The organism is Sphingomonas trueperi (assembly GCF_040545965.1).
GTDB classification, from domain to species: domain Bacteria; phylum Pseudomonadota; class Alphaproteobacteria; order Sphingomonadales; family Sphingomonadaceae; genus Sphingomonas; species Sphingomonas trueperi_C.
The window spans coordinates 177,973-194,833 of the sequence record NZ_JBEPMV010000001.1 but is presented as its reverse complement, the minus strand read 5'-3'; the positions used below and the strand labels follow the sequence as shown (position 1 = coordinate 194,833).

General features: G+C 67.5%; 11 protein-coding genes and 1 tRNA gene. 4 read left to right on the top strand and 8 right to left on the bottom strand.

Features of this window, described 5'->3' with window-relative positions; all coding sequences use genetic code 11:
• Positions 1-3: 3 nt before the first annotated feature.
• The 4 genes from ABIC35_RS01040 to ABIC35_RS01025 form a co-directional block, all read right to left on the bottom strand.
• Positions 4-2,976: a TonB-dependent receptor gene (locus ABIC35_RS01040; RefSeq protein ID WP_354278166.1), complete on the bottom strand. Its 2,973-nt coding sequence runs from the start codon at positions 2,974-2,976 to the stop codon at positions 4-6.
• A gap of 124 nt (positions 2,977-3,100) precedes the next feature.
• The gene (locus tag ABIC35_RS01035; protein WP_121078374.1) at positions 3,101-4,051 is read right to left on the bottom strand and encodes a FecR family protein; all 951 of its coding nucleotides are present in this window, start codon (positions 4,049-4,051) and stop codon (positions 3,101-3,103) included.
• Positions 4,048-4,584, bottom strand: a complete 537-nt coding sequence (locus tag ABIC35_RS01030; protein ID WP_121078372.1) for an RNA polymerase sigma factor — start codon at positions 4,582-4,584, stop codon at positions 4,048-4,050. Before ABIC35_RS01030 ends, ABIC35_RS01035 begins: the two co-directional genes overlap by 4 nt.
• Before the next feature lie 139 nt (positions 4,585-4,723).
• Positions 4,724-4,885 carry a hypothetical protein gene (locus ABIC35_RS01025; protein WP_183049434.1) on the bottom strand — a complete coding sequence of 54 codons (162 nt, stop codon included), beginning with the start codon at positions 4,883-4,885 and terminating at the stop codon, positions 4,724-4,726.
• A 246-nt stretch (positions 4,886-5,131) separates the two neighbouring features.
• On the opposite strand from ABIC35_RS01025, the gene ABIC35_RS01020 reads away from it, so the two are divergent.
• Complete coding sequence (locus tag ABIC35_RS01020; protein ID WP_121078369.1) at positions 5,132-5,914, top strand: IclR family transcriptional regulator; 783 nt, start codon at positions 5,132-5,134, stop codon at positions 5,912-5,914.
• Positions 5,915-5,920: 6 nt separating this feature from the next.
• On the opposite strand, the gene ABIC35_RS01015 is transcribed toward ABIC35_RS01020, so the two are convergent.
• The gene (locus ABIC35_RS01015; RefSeq protein ID WP_121078368.1) at positions 5,921-7,486 is read right to left on the bottom strand and encodes an alpha-L-fucosidase; all 1,566 of its coding nucleotides are present in this window, start codon (positions 7,484-7,486) and stop codon (positions 5,921-5,923) included.
• A 157-nt stretch (positions 7,487-7,643) separates the two neighbouring features.
• On the opposite strand from ABIC35_RS01015, the gene galA reads away from it, so the two are divergent.
• From galA to ABIC35_RS01000, 3 genes are all read left to right on the top strand, one after another.
• Complete coding sequence (gene galA, locus ABIC35_RS01010; protein ID WP_121078366.1) at positions 7,644-10,142, top strand: beta-galactosidase GalA; 2,499 nt, start codon at positions 7,644-7,646, stop codon at positions 10,140-10,142.
• A 389-nt stretch (positions 10,143-10,531) separates the two neighbouring features.
• Positions 10,532-12,445 carry a flavin monoamine oxidase family protein gene (locus ABIC35_RS01005; protein ID WP_121078364.1) on the top strand — a complete coding sequence of 638 codons (1,914 nt, stop codon included), beginning with the start codon at positions 10,532-10,534 and terminating at the stop codon, positions 12,443-12,445.
• Between the two features lie 39 nt (positions 12,446-12,484).
• Positions 12,485-13,498: a heme-binding protein gene (locus ABIC35_RS01000; protein ID WP_121078362.1), complete on the top strand. Its 1,014-nt coding sequence runs from the start codon at positions 12,485-12,487 to the stop codon at positions 13,496-13,498.
• 40 nt (positions 13,499-13,538) lie between these two features.
• Here the strand turns inward: ABIC35_RS01000 and ABIC35_RS00995 are convergent.
• The 3 genes from ABIC35_RS00995 to ABIC35_RS00985 all read right to left on the bottom strand — a co-directional run bounded on the left by ABIC35_RS00995 (position 13,539) and on the right by ABIC35_RS00985 (position 16,793).
• Positions 13,539-13,615 (bottom strand) — tRNA-Trp (locus tag ABIC35_RS00995).
• Between the two features lie 144 nt (positions 13,616-13,759).
• Positions 13,760-14,308 carry an FxDxF family PEP-CTERM protein gene (locus ABIC35_RS00990; protein ID WP_121078360.1) on the bottom strand — a complete coding sequence of 183 codons (549 nt, stop codon included), beginning with the start codon at positions 14,306-14,308 and terminating at the stop codon, positions 13,760-13,762.
• Between the two features lie 121 nt (positions 14,309-14,429).
• Positions 14,430-16,793, bottom strand: a complete 2,364-nt coding sequence (locus tag ABIC35_RS00985) for a putative bifunctional diguanylate cyclase/phosphodiesterase (protein WP_121078358.1) — start codon at positions 16,791-16,793, stop codon at positions 14,430-14,432.
• Between the last annotated feature and the right edge of the window lie 68 nt (positions 16,794-16,861).

Genomic DNA, 16,861 nt, shown 5'->3' with positions numbered 1-16,861 from the left:
GCCTCAGAACTCCGCGCTGAAGCCCAGCGTGAAGGTGCGGCCGCTGGTCGTGTAGACCACGCGGCGGGCGATCGCGCCGCCGGCGAACTGCTCGATCGGCACGTTGGTGAGATTGATGCCTTCGGCGATCAGGCGGATGCCCGGGCGCAGGTTCACATGGGCCTGAGCGTCGATATTGTGGGTGCCGCGGATCCAGTCGCCGACATTGCCCACCGTGCCGAGGCCAGTGTAATATTTGCTGCGATAGGCGTCCGAGACGCGGATGCCCCAGCGCTGATCCTCGTAATAGAGCGTCGCGTTCGCCGCCCATTTCGAGAGGTTGAACAGCGGCAGCGTGACGAAGCTGTTGCCCACCTTGCCCTGCTGCTTGCCCTCGAACCAGGTGCCGTTGGCGGTGACGCCCAGATGATCGAACGGCGCCGGCAGGAAGGTGAAGTCGTGCTGCACCGCGACTTCCACGCCCTTGATGTCCGCGCCCGGGCCGTTGATCGGCTGGCTCACGTCATAGGGGGTGTTGGCGTCCTGGCCCTGGATCAGCAGCGACAGCGGCAGGCCGGTCTGGCCATAGGGGATCGTCACCGTGCTCGGCGAGATATAGGTGTCCATGTTCTTGTAGAAGAAGCCCACCGAGGCGAAGCCCTTGCTGTCCATATACCATTCGAGCGAGGTCTCGACCGAGGTCGCCTTGAAGGGCTTGAGGAACGGGTTGCCGAGGCTGAGGCTGCCGCCGTTCGGGCGTGTCGTGATCGACCCCGCCGCGGCGAGGTCGCCCAGGCCCGGGCGGTTGATGTTGCGATCGGCGCTGAGGCGGAACACCAGGGTCTTGGTCAGGTCGAGCGCAAGGTTGGCGGCGGGCAACCAGCCATGGCTGTTGTCCTTGATCACCACCGGCACGAAGGCGGTGCCGACCGCGAGATTGCCCGACGAGGTGAGGTCGGTCGAATAATAGCGCAGGCCGGCATTGGCGCGCAGCCGCATGCCGCCCACCACCGTGTCGAGATCGACCTGCGCGAAGCCGTTCCAGGTCTTCTCGTCGACCTTGTAGTCGCTGCCGGCCTGGAGGTTGGCGGCGGTCAGGTCGCGCTTGTCGCCGATCGCGGCATAGACGCCGTCGACATTGCCGACGATGTACTGGAGCAGCGTCTTGGGACCGACCAGCTGCTTCAGGTCGTTCGATACCGGAATGTTCGCCGGCACGTTGTGGAACACCTTGTTGGCCCAGGTATAGCCGCTGTTGGTGAAGTGCTTGTAGGCGCCGCCCGCCTTGAAGAGCAGGCCGTCGCCCAGATCATAGTCGGCGCTGAGCTTGCCGTTGGCGTAGCGGTTGACGATCTTGTTTTCCTGCACGTCGAGCCGCTGCACCGTCCACAGGTTCGGATCGGTGATCGCGATGCCGTAGGTGTTGACCGGGATCTGCGGCCGCGTGTCGTAGCTGAACGCGGTCTGCTTGGCCTCCATGAAGACCTTGTCGAACACCGGCTGGCCGAAATCCGATTCCTCATAGCCGCCCAGCGCGCGCAGCGTCAGCCGGTCGCCCAGCTTCCAGCTGAGATTGGCGACGCCCTGATAGAAATCGGTGCGGTTCTCGACGATGTGGTGCTCGGAGCGCAGGTCGATGCCGGTATAGCTGGCGGCGCGGAGGGTGTTGGTGTCGTCGATCACCGCGCTGTGGACCACCTGGGTGCCGTTGACGGTCGAGCCGGTCAGCGGGTTGCTGCCCGCGGTGGCCAGCGCATAATCGTCGCGATGGTCCCAGAGGCGGCCGTAGAGGAAGTCGATATCGAGCTTGAAATTATCGCCCGGGTGGTACTGGACCGAGGAGGTCACGCCGAGGCGCTGGCGATCGGTGTACCAGCTCGAGGGCGACTGGGCGGTCGGCTGGTAGACGCCGGCGAGCAGCTTGGCGCGGGTATCGGCGTCGATCTCGGCGCCGATATTCTTCGCGCCATACTTGGTCGGCCCCCAGCCCCAGTTGCGATAACCATACTCGTTGCTCTTGATCTTGCTGTAGGCGACCGAGACCAAGGCCCCCCAATCGCCCGAGCGGACCGAGGCGAGCGCCACCGCGCGCGGGGTCACGCCGGGGGCGTTGCTGTTGGTCTGGCCCTTGGCCGAGACGACGAACTTGTTGCCGCTATAGTCGAACGGCTTGGCGGTGGTGAGCTGCACGGTGCCGGCGAGGCCGCCTTCGTCCTGCTCGGCCGCATAGGATTTCTGCACCGAGATGCGGTTGAACAGCTCCGAGGCGAACAGGCTGTAGTCGAACGAGCGCGAGCGGCTGACCGAGCCGCGATTGTCCATGCCCGAGGCGGTGTTGCCCAGCACTTCCATGCCGTTGAGCTGGGTACGGGTGAAGTCGGCGCCCAGGCCGCGCAGCGCGATCTGGCGGCCTTCGCCGGTGTCGCGGGTGATGGTGATGCCCGGCACGCGCTGGAGCGATTCCGCCAGGTTCAGGTCGGGAAAGGCGGCGATATCGGTGGCGACGATGTCGTCCTCGGCACCCACGGCGCGGCGCTTCAGCTCCTGCGCGGCGGTGATGCTCTCGCGATAGCCGGAGACGACGATCTCGGCATTGTCCGGATCCTGCGGTTCGGCCTGGGCGGTCTGCACCGGCGCCGCAGCGGCGAGCGGGGCGGGGGCTTCGCTGCGGGCGACGCGGCGCGCGACCGGGGCGGCGGCGCGCGACGGGGTCAGCACGACGATGCCGCCATGCACCGCGGCGCTGAGGTTCGAGCCGCGCAGCAGCTGGTCGAGCGCGGCGCGGACGGTGAGGGCGCCGCGAACCCCGGCGGTGCGGCGGCCGGCGACGGCGCTCGGCGCCACCACCACCTGCAGGCCGGTCGCCTGCGAGAATTGCGAGATCGCGCTGCGCAGATCGCTCGGTGCGATGTCGAACCGGCGCTGCGCCGCCATCGTCGCGTCGGCGGCATGCGCCTGCGCGATCGCGGGCGCTGCCAGCAGGATGGCGAGTGCCATGCGTGAAATCCCCTGGATGCGAGTCATTGTTGGTCTTCCCTCCGCTCCGGCGCACGTGCGCCGCTAGCGAGGAAGACGGGGGCAGATCAGCTTCCGGACAAAAGAATTTTGTTACGGTTCAATGTCATGGGCGTGACGGATTGGTGTCGTTGTCGCTCGTGGCTTCGAGCCGCAGCTGGGCGCCCGTGCGCGTCGTTCGGAAGCCATAGGCGAGCCCCATCGCGTCGAGCAGCGCCTGCGGGGAGTCGAGCCTGAAGCGGCCGGAGACGGCGAGGCCACGCAGGCTGGGCGGCGGCGGGGCGACCAGCGGGCCGCCGCGGCGGTTGAGCGCGTCGACCAGGTCGCCGAGCGGCATCGCGTCGATGTCGAGCCAGCCGTCGCGCCAGTCCTTCTGCGCGGCATCGAAGCGGGTCGGGGCCTGGGTGCGGCCGTCGGCAAATCGGGTCCGCCAACCGGCGGGGACGACCACCGCGGCGGCTGCATCGCCGAAGCGCACCTTGCCGCGATAGACCGCGAGGCGCACGCCGCCCGTGGCAATGTCGATATTGAAGGCGGTGCCGAGCACCTGGGTCGCCGCACCGCCGGCATGGACGGTGAAAGGGCGATCGGGCAGATGGGCGACGTCGAAATAGGCCTCGCCGCGCTGCATCGTCACGCTGCGGCGATGGTCTTCGAGGGTCACGTCGAGGCTGGTCGCGCCGTTGAGGTGGACCGAACTGCCGTCGGCCAGTTTTACGTCCAGCATCTGGCCGCGGGCGGTCTCGTAATGGAGGGGCGCAGGGGCGGCGGCGCGGTACCAGCCCGCATGCCAGCCGCCGATGCCGAGCACCGCGGCGATGCCGAGCAGCCCGCCGGTGCCGATCGCAGTACGGCGGCGGGTGCGCAGCGCGCGGATGTCGGCGTCGGACAGGCGCGGCAGCTGCGCCATCGCGTCGGACAGCGCGCGATCGTCGAGCATCGCCTGCACCTCGGCGGCGGCAGGCGGCGGGGGATCGCGCAGCACGGCCTCGTCCTCGCGCATCGCCCAGCGGGCGGCGTCGTGCAGCGCGGTGCGGCGGGTAGGGTTGAGGCTCATCGTGCGGCGCCTCCCGGCAGGCCGCGGCGTTCGAGCGCGGCGCGGAGATCGGCGACCGCGCGGACGCAATGCTTCTCGATCGCGGCGGCGGTCATGTCGAGGTCGGCGGCGATGATCGCCACCGTCACGCCGTCGAGCCGGCGGCGCAGGAAGATCTCGCGGCGGAGCGGCGGCATCACCTTGAGCGCGCGGACCAGGATGTCGACCCGCTGGCGATAGTCGAGCACTTCCTCGGCGCGCGGCTGGGCGCAAGGGATGTCCTCGGCCAACTCGGCCGGTCGGGGCGCGGCGCGCAGGCGGCGGAAATGATCAAACACCAGATTGCGGGCGACCGCGAAGCAGAAGGCGCCGACATCGGCAACACTGCGCGAGCGGCGATAGTCGTACAGCCGGATATAGGTTTCCTGGACGATGTCCTCGCCCTCGTGGGAATCGCGGAGACGCGCCTGGACGAAGCGGAACAGCGCGTCGCGCAGCGCCACTTCCTCCGATACCGCGCGGCGGTGCGCGGCCAGGCTGGTCATCTCGTTCATCGCCCCGCCTCGCCCGAGGACGGAGGCTGGGCGCACAACCCGCTTGTCGCCATGGCGATTCGCCCCCTTTCATCCTGAGATCGCCCGCGTTTCGCGCAGGGCTAGCCGCTCTGGATGAAGCTGGCGTGACAGTCGGATGTTAGGAAGTGCGCTCCCGCGTGCGCGCCTCGAGCGCGGCATCGGCCTTGTCGATCATGCGCAGGAGGCTATCGAATTCGGAACAGTCATCGATCCGATAGCAACGGCTGAGCGCGTTGCCGTAACGCTCGATGTCGCGTTCGGTGAGAAGGGCTACGGCCACCACGGGTTCCCCTTCAGGCATCTTGCGACAAATCCATTCCCCAGAACTAACCCTGATCTAACGTTCGCTTCATCGAAAGTTTCCAGCCATTTAGGCTGCTTCGTGGCGAAGCCTTGTGGATAAGGCGCGGCGCCGGACGGGAGCAACGCCGCCGCGATGAGACCGGCGCTTTGAGGGACGAAGCGAGCCCCGTTGCGCGCGGCCCGCTTTCGGGCGAGGGAAGGCGGCCACCCAACAGGAGTTCCCATGGCGCGAACCGCGTCGAAAAAGACCTATTCCGCCCCCGCGATCGAAAAGGGCTTCGAGGTGATCGAGCTGCTCGCCGGCCGGCCCGAGGGCGCGCTGGTCAGCGAGATGGCCGCCGATCTCGGCCGCTCGGTTGGCGAGCTGTTCCGCATCGTCGTGGTGATGGAGCAACTCGGCTATCTGCGCCGCTCCGAGGCGACCGATCGCTATGCGGTGGCGTACAAGCTGCTCGACGTGGCGCTGCGCGCGACGCCCTCGCAGGACCTGGTCCGCGCCGCCCAGCCCGAGATGCAGATGCTGGCGCGCGACACGGTGCAGTCCTGCCATCTCGTCGTCGCGAGCGACGGGCACGGGCTGGTAGTCGCGCGCGAGGAATCGACCGCCACGCGCGGCTTTGCGCTCAAGGTGGGGGCGCATATCGACCTGCTGCGGAGCTGCTCGGGGCAGGTGCTGCTCGCCTTTTCCAACCCGGCGCTGGCCGAGCGGATGGTCGCTGCCGCCGAGGCGGAGCAGGGCGCCGCGGTCGACCGCGCGTGGCTCGCCGAACGGCTGGCGACGGTGCAGCGGCAGGGCCATGACAGCCGCGAGAGCCCGGTGACGTTCGGCGTCACCGACATCAGCTTCCCCATATTCGGCTTCGATCGCCGCATCGTCGCCGCGCTGACGATCCCGTTCCTCGCGCTGATCGACGGCTCGCAGGTGATGGACCGCGACGCGGCGCGCGAGAAGCTGCGCGCCGCGTGCGGGCGGATTTCCGAGCGGCTGGGCTACCAGCCCGCCTGAAAACCCTCAGCCGAAGGTGATGGCGAAGACACTGGCGTGGCGGGTGGGCAGCGTCGCCGGGGGCGTGATCACCAGCGCCTGATCGGTCTGCTGGAAGTCGATCCGGCCGCGATGGCCGAGCAGCTTGACGCTGCGCACCTTGCGCCGCTCGTGCGGGTTGCCGCGGGCGAGCGACGTGATCGCCACCGGCCCCTTGGGCTCGCCGAGCGTGATCGCATGGAGCGTCTCGCCCTTCGCCGTGAAGCGGATGTCCTGCGGGGTATAGGCGGCGCGCTCCTGGAAGGCGCCCTGCTTGGGCTTGGTCGGGCCCTCGCCATAGATGTGCCAGGGGCGGCTGCCGTGGATCGCGGGGGCGTTCACCGCCATCCAGGCGGCCAGCTCGGTCAGCAGCTGGTCCGATTGCGGCGGCAGGCTGCCGTCGGCGCGGAGCACCACGTTGAGCAGCATGTTGCCGTTCTTGCTCACGATGTCGGCGAGCATGGTGAGCACTTCGTCGGTCGACTTGTAGCGGTCGCCCTCGTTGTAGAACCAGTCGCCGTTCGAGGTGTCGGTCTGCCAGGGCAGCGGATCGATCCCGTCCAGCACGCCGCGCTCGACATCCTGTACGCCCCAGGCCTTGTTGAACTCGCCCGAGCCGAGCGACTTGTGGTTGTACACCGCCTCCAGCTTGCCGCTGCGCGCGATGCTGCTGTTGTAGAGATGCGCGACCATCGATCGGCCGATCTCGCCGAACGGCACGCCGCCATCGGAGTAGAGCAGGTCGGGCTGGTACTGGTCGACCAGGTCGCGGATGCGGGCGAACCAGTGGCGCTGATATTCGGGGTTCTTGGTGTACCAGGTCTCGGGCCGGTTGAGGAACGGCTCGTCATGGTTGCCGTGATAGAGGTCGACGAAGCGCGGGTCGGCGCCGTCATAGGGCACGCCCATCTTCGGCCAGAACTGGTCGTAGAGCTGGTTCGGATACCACCAGTTATAGCTCGCGCCGAGATGCTCGGACACGCCGAAGCGCAGGCCGCGGCGCTTGGCGGCGGCACGCAACGCTCCGACGATGTCGCGCTTGGGGCCCATCTGCACCGCGTTCCAGCGGTGATGGCGCGAGTTCCACAGGTCGAAATTGTCGTGGTGGACCCCCATGGATACTATATACTTTGCGCCCGCGGCTTCGTATCGCGTCACCAGCGCCTCCGGATCGAACTTGTCCGCGGTCCAGAGCGGGATGATGTCCTTGTAGCCCTTTTCCGAAGGATGGCCGTAGGTCTTGAGGTGGTGTTCGTAATGGGGGTGGCCGGGCACGTACATGAAGCGGGCGTACCAATCGCCCTGGCCGGCGACCGCCTGCGGGCCCCAATGCGCCCAGATCCCGAACTTGGCGTCGCGGAACCAGTCGGGCGTCTTGTAGGTGGAGAGCGAGGCGTCGGTGGGCTTGAACGGCCCCGGCGCCGCGACCGGCGTGACGTCCGCGCCCGGCAGCTTCGCCGGTGCCGCCGCTTGCGCGCGGGCGGTGCCCGCCTTGACCGCCAGCGCGGTCGCGAACGATCCGGCCAGTATCTCGCGCTTGGTGAAGTTGGTCATCCGCTCCTCCTGTGGTGCCCCGGCCCGTCTCGCGCGCCGCTGTTGCTGGCATATTTGCAAGCCGATTTTCATGTGGCAAGCGCCTATTTGTCGTAGTTTTTGAGTTGAAGCCGTTGTTTTGCGGCCTCGGCGGGCCGCCAAAAAAGGGGACCCGACCGTGACCGAACACCTGCTAGATCCTTCGCGCCGTACCATGCTCGCGCTCGCCGCCGCGGCGCCGCTGCTGCCCCAGGCGGTGCGTGCCGCGACGCCCGCCGAGCCGCTGCCGTCGCGCGACGTTGGGCTGGCGCCGCGCGAAATGCTGCCGTTCGATACCGGCTGGCGGTTCAGCCTCGGCCATGGCAGCGATCCCGCCAAGGACTTCGGCTTCGGCATGGGGCAGGGCGACTTCGCCAAGACCGGCGACTTCAAGCTCGCCAAGACCGACTATGACGATGCCGACTGGCGCGCGCTCGACCTGCCGCACGACTGGGCGGTGGAGCTTCCCTTCGTCCGCGACGACCGCGGCGAGGGCGATGCGAGCAACCGTGGCCATGGCTTCAAGCCGCTCGGCCGCCGTTATCCCGAAACCAGCATCGGCTGGTATCGCCGCCGCTTCGACGTGCCTGCCGCTGACCGCGGCCGCCGCATCTGGATCGAGTTCGACGGGGCGATGCGCGACGCGATCCTGTGGGTGAACGGGTGCTATATCGGCCGCCACAACGACGGCTACACCTCCTTCCGCTTCGACCTGACCGACTTCCTGCATTATGGCGGGGAAAATGTGATCGTGGTGCGGGTCGACGCCTCGCTGGGGGACGGCTGGTTCTACGAAGGGGCGGGGATCTACCGCCATGTCTGGCTGACCAAGCATGACGCGCTCCATTTCGGCAAATGGGACAGCGTGGTGCGCGCGACGCCCGAGGGGGCGGGGGCGACGCTCGACCTGGCGACAGTGGTCGCCAATGCCGGCGATGCCGCGCTACAGGCGGTGGTGGAATGGACCATCGCCGATGCCGCGGGCTCGGTCGTCGCCCGCGCCTCGGCCCCTGCGGTGACGGTCGCGGCGGGCGGCACCGCCGAAGCCCAGGTCCGCGCGACGCTGCCCCAGGCGCAGCGTTGGTCGACCGAGACCCCGGTGCTCTACACCGCCACCGCGCGGCTTGCGGCGGGCGGCGCGGTGCGCGATGCCGATCGCGTCACTTTCGGCGTGCGCAGCTTCCGCTTCGATGCCGATCGCGGCTTTTTCCTCAACGACAAGCGCATGAAGCTCCAGGGCACCTGCAACCACCAGGACCATGCCGGGGTCGGCGCGGCGCTGCCCGATGCGCTCCAACGTTACCGGCTGAACGTGCTGCGCGAAATGGGCTGCAACGCGGTGCGCACGACGCACAATATGCCGACGCCCGAATGGATTGCCGAGTGCGACCGCGCCGGCGTGCTGGTGATGTGCGAGACCCGCCAGATGAGCGCTAACCCCGAGGCGATGGCGCAGCTGGAAGTGATGGTGAAGCGCTTCCGTAACTCCCCCGCGGTCATCCTCTGGTCGATCGGCAACGAGGAATGGCTGCTCCAGGACAAGATGGCCGAGCAGGGCAAGCCGATCGCCGCGACGATGGTGCGCCGCTGCCATGCGCTGGATCCCACAAGGCCGGTTTCCGCCGCGGTCAACGGCGACAACGAGCAGGGGGTGAGCGACCCGCTCGACATCATCGGCTTCAACTACAAGGTTCAATATCCCGAGGGCTTCCACGCCAAGCACCCGACGCGACCTGTCTACGGCTCGGAGACGTCGAGCGCGATCGCCACGCGCGGCGAATATGCCAGCGACCCGGCGCGCAACCTGGTCAACAGCTATGACGGCGTGGTGCCCTGGGGGCAGACGCCCGAGGCGTGGTGGAAGCTCTATGGCGGCAAGCCCTGGTCGGCGGGCGGCTTCGCCTGGACCGGCTTCGACTATCGCGGCGAGCCGACGCCCTATGGCTGGCCCTCGATCAGCTCGCAGTTCGGCATCGTCGACATGTGCGGCTTCCCCAAGGACAGCTATTATTACTATCGCGCCTGGTGGCGCAGCGAGCCGTCGCTCCACGTCTTCCCGCACTGGAACTGGGAAGGCCGCGAGGGCGAGACGGTGTCGGTGTGGGTCTATTCGAACTGCGACAGCGTGGAGCTGGTGGTCAACGGGCGGAGCCTGGGCAGCCAGCAGGTGCCGCCGCTGGGGCATCTCGAATGGAAGGTGCCCTATCAGCCTGGATATATCGAGGCGCGCGGCCGCAAGGGCGGGCGGGTGCTGACCGAGCGGCGCGAGACCACCGGCCCCGGCCGCACCATCCGGCTGACCGCCGATCGCACCACCATCGCCGGCGACGGCCGCGACCTGGCGATGCTCAAGGCCGAGTTGCTCGATGCGCGCGGGCGGCCGGTGCCGACGGCGATGGACAAGCTCGCCTTCACGGTTTCGGGGCCCGGCGCGATCATCGGCGTGGGCAATGGCAACCAGAACTGCCTGGAAAGCGACAAGGAACCGCGCCGCTCGCTGTTCAACGGGCTCGCCCAGGTGATCGTGCAATCGACCGGGCGGCCGGGGACGATCACCGTCGCCGCGGTCGCAGACGGGGCGCGGGCCGAGCCGCTGCTCGGCGGCAAGGTCGTGCTGCGGGCGGTGCGCGCGAGCTGATCGAAGGGGCGGCAGCAGGGCGAACGGCAGACGGCGCGGTGCCGTCTGCCGGCGCCGACTCGCGCGCCGCGCTGTCGGCCAAACGATTGCGTAAAATACATAGACCCAAAGTTGATCCTATCTCGCCGCATAAATGCGCGAACAACTAGAGGATTTGGCCGCTATATTCCGGTTCTGTGCGGCATGATCATTGTATCCGAAATGATGAGTCCGCGTTGTTGTTGCCGCGCGAGTCCCGTGCTACGATCTTTGTTGTAAGATCGTCGAATCCGGCGGTTGAACTACATGCGCATACTAGTCTGATGCGCGTCGCTATATTGCGCGATCGGAACGGGTGAATGCACGCCGGGGGGTGTTGCTGCTTCGCTCGTACAAGGGGGAGGATTGGCATGTCGAACAAGATCAGCCGCGCCGACTATCTGCGTGCGCATCCCCAGGCAGCGGCCTGGGCGGCGCTTGCGGAGGCGACCAACGAGCAGTTGCGCATCACGCCCGGGCCGGTCCGGCTGGACGAAGGCAGCTTCGTCGGCAAGCGCGCGCTGATCCTGGGCGCCGGGGTCGGCGGGCTGACCACCGCCTATGAACTGCTCTTCCACCGCACCGGCATGGAGGTGACGGTGCTCGAAGCACAGAACCGTACCGGCGGTCGCTGCCTGTCGCTGCGCACCGGCGACACGCTGACCGAGGATCGCGACGACGCCTTGTTCGGTTCCGAGCCGGGCGAAACCCAGGTTGTCCGCTTCCAATGGCCGGTCGGGGATTCGGAGCCCTATCTGAATGCCGGGCCGGGGCGCATCCCGTCGTCGCACAAGCGGCTGCTCAACTATCTGCGCGAGTTCGGCGTCGCCATCGAAGTCTATGTGATGAATTCGATGTCCAACCTCGTTCACCTGAACGAGGGGCCGCTGCAGGGGCCGCAGGTCTATCGGCAGATCGACCATAATCTGCGCGGCTGGGTTGCGCATCTCGTGCACGACCATGCCAAGGAATTGCTCGCCGACCCGACGCTGGCCATTCCGCCCGCCGAACAGCCCGCCCTGGTGGCCAAGTTCCAGGACCTGATGATCAGTTTCGGCGAGCTGGACCAGCATGGCCGCTATGCCCCCACCGCGGGCACCGACGGATTCGAGAACGCGATCTCGCGCGCCGGCTTCGACGTGCTGCCCGGGGTCGCCGCGGGCGAGATTGCCGAGGCGATCAAGCTCCAGGATCTGCTGGCCTCCGAATATTGGGCGCAGACGCGCTTCTACCAGCCCAGCGACTTCCTGTGGCAGCAGACGATCTTCCAGCCGGTTGGCGGCATGGACCAGGTGCAGCGCGCCTTCGCCCGGCAGGTGGCGGCGCTCGGCGGCACCGTCCACCTCAACAGCCCGGTGACGGCGATCGACTGGGACGACGCCAAGCGCGAATTCGTCGTGCAGGTCGCCAAGATCGGCAGCGAGGAGACGATCGAATATCGCGCCGATTACTGTTTCTCGAACCTCGCCATGCCGTTCCTCGAGAAGCTGCTGTCGGAGAAGCTGCTCGCCGTCGATAGCGCGCAGGGCTTCGAGACTCCGTTCAAAGAGGGATTGCGGGCGGTGTTCGCCGCCCAGGCGCGGCCGCGGGTTGATGCGCAGGGCAAGTATCAGGACAAGTTCCTGGCCGCGACCAGCAAGGTCGGCTGGCAGGCCGATCGACGACTGTGGCAGGGCAAGCTCATCACCCATGGTCATGACGCGGGGCTGAAGCTCGACACGCTGGTCGCTCCCGATGCCGAGGAGGGCGTGGTGCCGATCTTCGGCGGGATCAGCTGGAGCGCCGACGAGATCGTCCAGATCTGGTATCCCTCCACCGCCTATCACGATCGCAAGGGCGTGCTGACCGGCGCGTATAATTTCGGTTCGATCGCCTATAGCTGGGGCAAGAAGAACGTCGGCGAGCGGCTCGACATCGCCCGCGCCGGCGCGCGCAAGTTCGGCAAGGCGTTCGGCGACGGCCTGCATGACGGCATTGCGATCGCGTGGCAGAACATGCCCTATATCAAGGGCGGCTGGGCCTATTGGCAGGCGGTGGGCAGCCCCGAGGACGCCGCGCGCCACTTCAACCATCTGGCGCAGGGCACCGGCGTGTACGACCGCAAGGGGCAGCTTTCCGATCCGGTATTCTTCGTCGTGGGCGACCAGCTCTCGTCGCTGCCCGGCTGGCAGGAGGGAGCGATCGCTGCGGCGCTCAACGCGCTCACGCGGATGGCGCGGCCCGATCTCCAGATCCCCTATCTCGAAAAGCTACCCGACACGCGGCTGCTCGTCGAAGGCATTTGACGGCGCGGCGTTCCGTTTCACGCTGATGGGAGAAGACCGATGGTGCTCAGTGCGGCGACGCTTATGGCGCTCAAGGATGGCGGCCGTGTCCTTTCCGCGGGGCTGCGCGGCGACGAACTGCTCGGGCCGCTCGCGCTGCTGCCCGGCGTGTGGAAGAATGAAGGCGGGCTGGAGGGGCATGGCTGGAACATGATCGCGCTGCCCTTCGCGACGCGGCCGGGCTCGACGCTCGATTATCGCCTGCTGCTCAACCAGTATAACGAGACGTTGGTGTTCGACCTCGTCGACAAGGGCGTACCCAATCGCGGGCTGAGCGACACCGGCACCCAGGCCGACCAGTCGCTGGTCGCGCTCGATTACGAGCAGGTGATCGATCAGATCGCGACCGAGGACTTCCCCCACAGCAACGTGCTGGGGCCGACCCACCCGCCGGGGAACACGATCCACCACGAACCCGGTCTGTGGCTGAACATGCTCGACCATGTCGTCGACGGCTTCGACATCGCCCGGCTGGGTTCGATCCCGCACGGCGATTCGGTGCTGGCGCTCGGCCGCAGCGTGCCGCCGACGCCGGGCGCGCCGATCATCCCCGATGTCAGCGGGCTGCCGCTGAAGGTGAAGCAGGATCTCTCCAGCCCCTATCTGGCGCCGTACAAGCATTTCCACGACCACCCCTTCAAGGGCGTGTTCGATCCGGTGCATCCCGCCGCGCTGCTGGGGCAGGCCAACAAGGGCGTGAACATCGTGCGCACCACCACGCTGGCGGTGGACAGCGAAGCGGCGACCGCCGGCATCCACAACATCCCCTTCATCGTGAAACAGGCCAATGCCTCGTCGATGCGCTCGACCTTCTGGATCCAGGAGCTTGCCGAGAAGAACGCGAACGGCCGGCCAAAGCTGCGGCTTCAATATCTGCAGGTGGTGATGCTGAATTTCGATTCGCGAACCACCGGCCTGCCGGGGCGGATCCAATGGCCGCACGTGTCGATCAACACGCTCCAAAAGGTGGAGTCGACGCCCAACAACAAGCTGCAACTATTCGCCCGCGCCTGAGCAAGCGGCGTGCAAAGCGGCGATGTGGGATAAGAAGAAGTGGCAGGGGAGCTCGGATTCGAACCGAGGGCCTTCGGTTTTGGAGACCGACGCTCTAACCAGCTGAGCTACACCCCTGTGCGGTCCGCCCCTTTATCGGTCGATTCCGCTTCGGGCAAGAGCCAAGATGCACGCCGCCGCGAATTGCGCGGGCAAAAAGAAAGCGCCGCCACGGTGTTCCGCGGCGGCGCCCCCTCTGCAACGGCGAGGATGGTTTTTGGTTTAGGCGTTCGCGTAGGTGACGCGCGTGCGGCGCGTACGACGCATGGCTGCACCGGCCAGGCCGAAGCCGCCGATCATCATGCCCCAGGCGGCCGGCTCGGGCACGCCCGACGGCACGAACACGCCCTGGCCGCCGTACGAACCGTTGCCGCGCGAGAAGCCGTTGATGGTGATTTCGTTCTGCACGCCGGCCTTGATCGGCACCGCGTTGGCGAAGACGAACTCGTTGAGGCCGCTGCCGAAGAAGCCGGTCAGCTGGACGCCGTTGAAGAACACCGACTTGAGGTCGAGGTCGTTCGAGCTGTTGAGCTTCACCGCGCTGGTGATGATCGAACCGCTCGCCATGCCGTCAGTCGGCAGGGTGAACTGGTAGATGTGGGTGAAGTTGCCCGCGGTGATGCCGGCCTGACCGAAGCTGGTCGAGATCGAGCCATCGGCTGCGGTAGCGATATTCATGTCGGCCGGGCCGAAATAGGTCTGGGCCTGGGCAGGTGCGACAGCGACAAGCGCTGCGGCGGTGGCAGCCGCCGCCATAAGCGTACGATACATTCGGGGTGTCTCCCTTAACGGCAAGTGAACCATTGCAGTGCGGCGAAGACACCTGGGAAGTTCCGAAGTTCCGAACGAAAAAAAGGGGTTATGTCCCAATCCGGGAACAGGTCACCGCAACTCACGCGCGGGCGCGGGTCGTTTCCTTACCGTTTCGAGACACGATTAGTCGCGCTTCATGCACGGGTAATGGCCGTCCGAAGTAGAAGCCCTGCGCCCGCGTGCAGCCGAGCGCTTGCACCATCTCATGTTCCTGTTCGGTTTCGACGCCCTCGGCAGTGGTCGCCATGCCCAGGCTGTCGGCGAGCGCCACCACCGCGCGGATGATCGCGATCGCCTCGCGGGTGCCGCGTGCGGCGTTCTGGACGAAGCTGCGATCGATCTTGATCGAATTGAATCGGGTATGGGCGAGATAGCCCAGCGAGGAATAGCCGGTGCCGAAATCGTCGAGGCTGAGGCGCACGCCGAGATCGAGGATCTGTTCGAGCACGCTCACCGCTGCAGTCCCTTCGCGCAGGAACACGCTTTCGGTGACTTCCAGCTCCAGCCGGTCCGGGTCCAGCCCCGAGCTGGCGAGCGCCTGCGCCACGAGCGTCGCGAAGCTCGGGTTGTGGAGCTGCTCGGAGCTGACGTTGATCGCGATGCGCGCGGGCTCCTCCCAGCGGGCGGCCTCGTCGCAGGCGGTGCGCAGCACCCATTCGCCGATCGCGCCGATCAGCCGGGCTTCCTCGGCGAGGGGGATGAATTTTGAGGGCGGGATCGCGCCGAGTTCCGGGTGCGTCCAGCGCAGCAGCGCCTCGAAACCGAGCAGCCCGCCGGTGCGGGCGTTGACCACCGGCTGGTAGGCAAGCTGCATCTGTCCCTTCTCGACCGCGCCGCGCAGCGCGATTTCGAGCACGCGGCGTTCCTCGGCGGCGACATGGAGCTGCGGCTCATAGGCGTGGAACACGCCGCCGCCCTTGTCCTTCGATCGGTAGAGCGCGAGATCGGCCGAGCGGACCAGCGTCTCCGCCGTGCGGCCGTCGCGCGGTGCCAGCGCCAGGCCGACCGAGGCGCCGATATAGAGGGTGTGCTGGTCGAGCTCATACGGGCGCGACACGGTGTCGATGATCGTCTGGGCGAGCGCCTCGACCCGCGCCGTGTCGCGCGCGTCGCGGACCACCACGGCGAACTCGTCGCCGCCCAGTCGCCCGATCATCTCGGTTTCGCTCACCAGGCTGCGCAGCCGCCGCGCGACGCGCTGGAGCAGCCGGTCGCCCACCGGATGGCCGAGCGTGTCGTTGACCGCCTTGAAGCGATCCAGATCGATCATCATGAAGGCGCAGCGCGCGCCCCATTTGTCGGCCTCGGCCAGCGCGGTGGCGAGCGCCTCGTTGATGTGGAGGCGGTTGGGCAGGCCGGTCAGCGTGTCGAACCGCGCCATGCGGTGGATCTGGTCGCTCGCCCGTCGCTGTTCGGTGACATCCGAGCTGACCCCGCGGAACCCGGCAAAGGCGCCGCGCTCGTCGAACTTGGGGCTGGCCGAGATCTGCCACCAGCGGCGATCGCCCTCGATGTCGATCGGGATCGACAGGTCGGCGAAGGGCTCGCGGCGCTTCAGCTTCTCGGCGAGGTCGTGCAGTTCCTGGGTGAACTTGCCGGTTTCCCAGCCGGGGCCGGCGAGCAGCTGGAGCAGCGGCAGCCCGGCGAGCGTGCCCGGCTCGAGCCCCAGCGAGGCCGCGAGCCGCGGGCTGGCGCGGACGACGCGGCGCTGCGCGTCCACTTCCCACAGCCAGTCGGACGAGGCGTCCTCGAACTCGCGGAGCAACAGGCTCACCGTCTGGTCGCGCTCGGCCAGCGCCATCTGGTTGGCGCGCAGCAGGACGAGCGCCCGGGCGCGCGCATAGCTGCCGAAGCTCAGCAGCAGGACGAGAAAGGCGGCGGCGCCGGCGAGGAAGGGCGCGCCGGCCAGCAGCAGCGTGACGATGCAGGTGATGCCCAGCAGGCCGATGAACGACAGGCTGGCCAGCGGCAGCACGCCCATCGTCATCGCCGAGGCGATCAATACCACGGTTGTCGCGGCCCAGAGATCCAGGCTCGCCCTTGCCGTGGCGATCGCGCCGAAGGCGAGCGGGAGGATCGACCAGGCCAGCCCCATCGCGATGCCTTCGGGCGCGGTGCGGCGAATGTCCTTGAGCGTCGCGGTAAGGCCGTTGTCCTCGCGCCAGCCGAGCCGGCGCAGCGTGGTCCAGACGGTGGTGCCGAGTGCCAGCGTCATCCAGCAGGCAAGCAGGGTGTGCGGCGCGAGCGGCGCCAGCGCGAGCGCCGCCATGGCAACGGCACCGACATTGGCGGAGAAGAACAGCAGCGCGGAACGACGACCAGCCTGCAACTGCGCGGCGCGCAGGCGCGGCCAGTCGATCGTGTCGCTGGGATCGCTCAGGCCCAGCAGTGCGCGCGTGTCGACTCGCGGCTGAATCAACGGTGTCGTGGAGGAGCTACTCACGCCGCTTACATAGAGGCGCCAGGTTAGCGAGAAGTTAGGGTGGCGCTGAAATGGAGGTGAATAGGTCC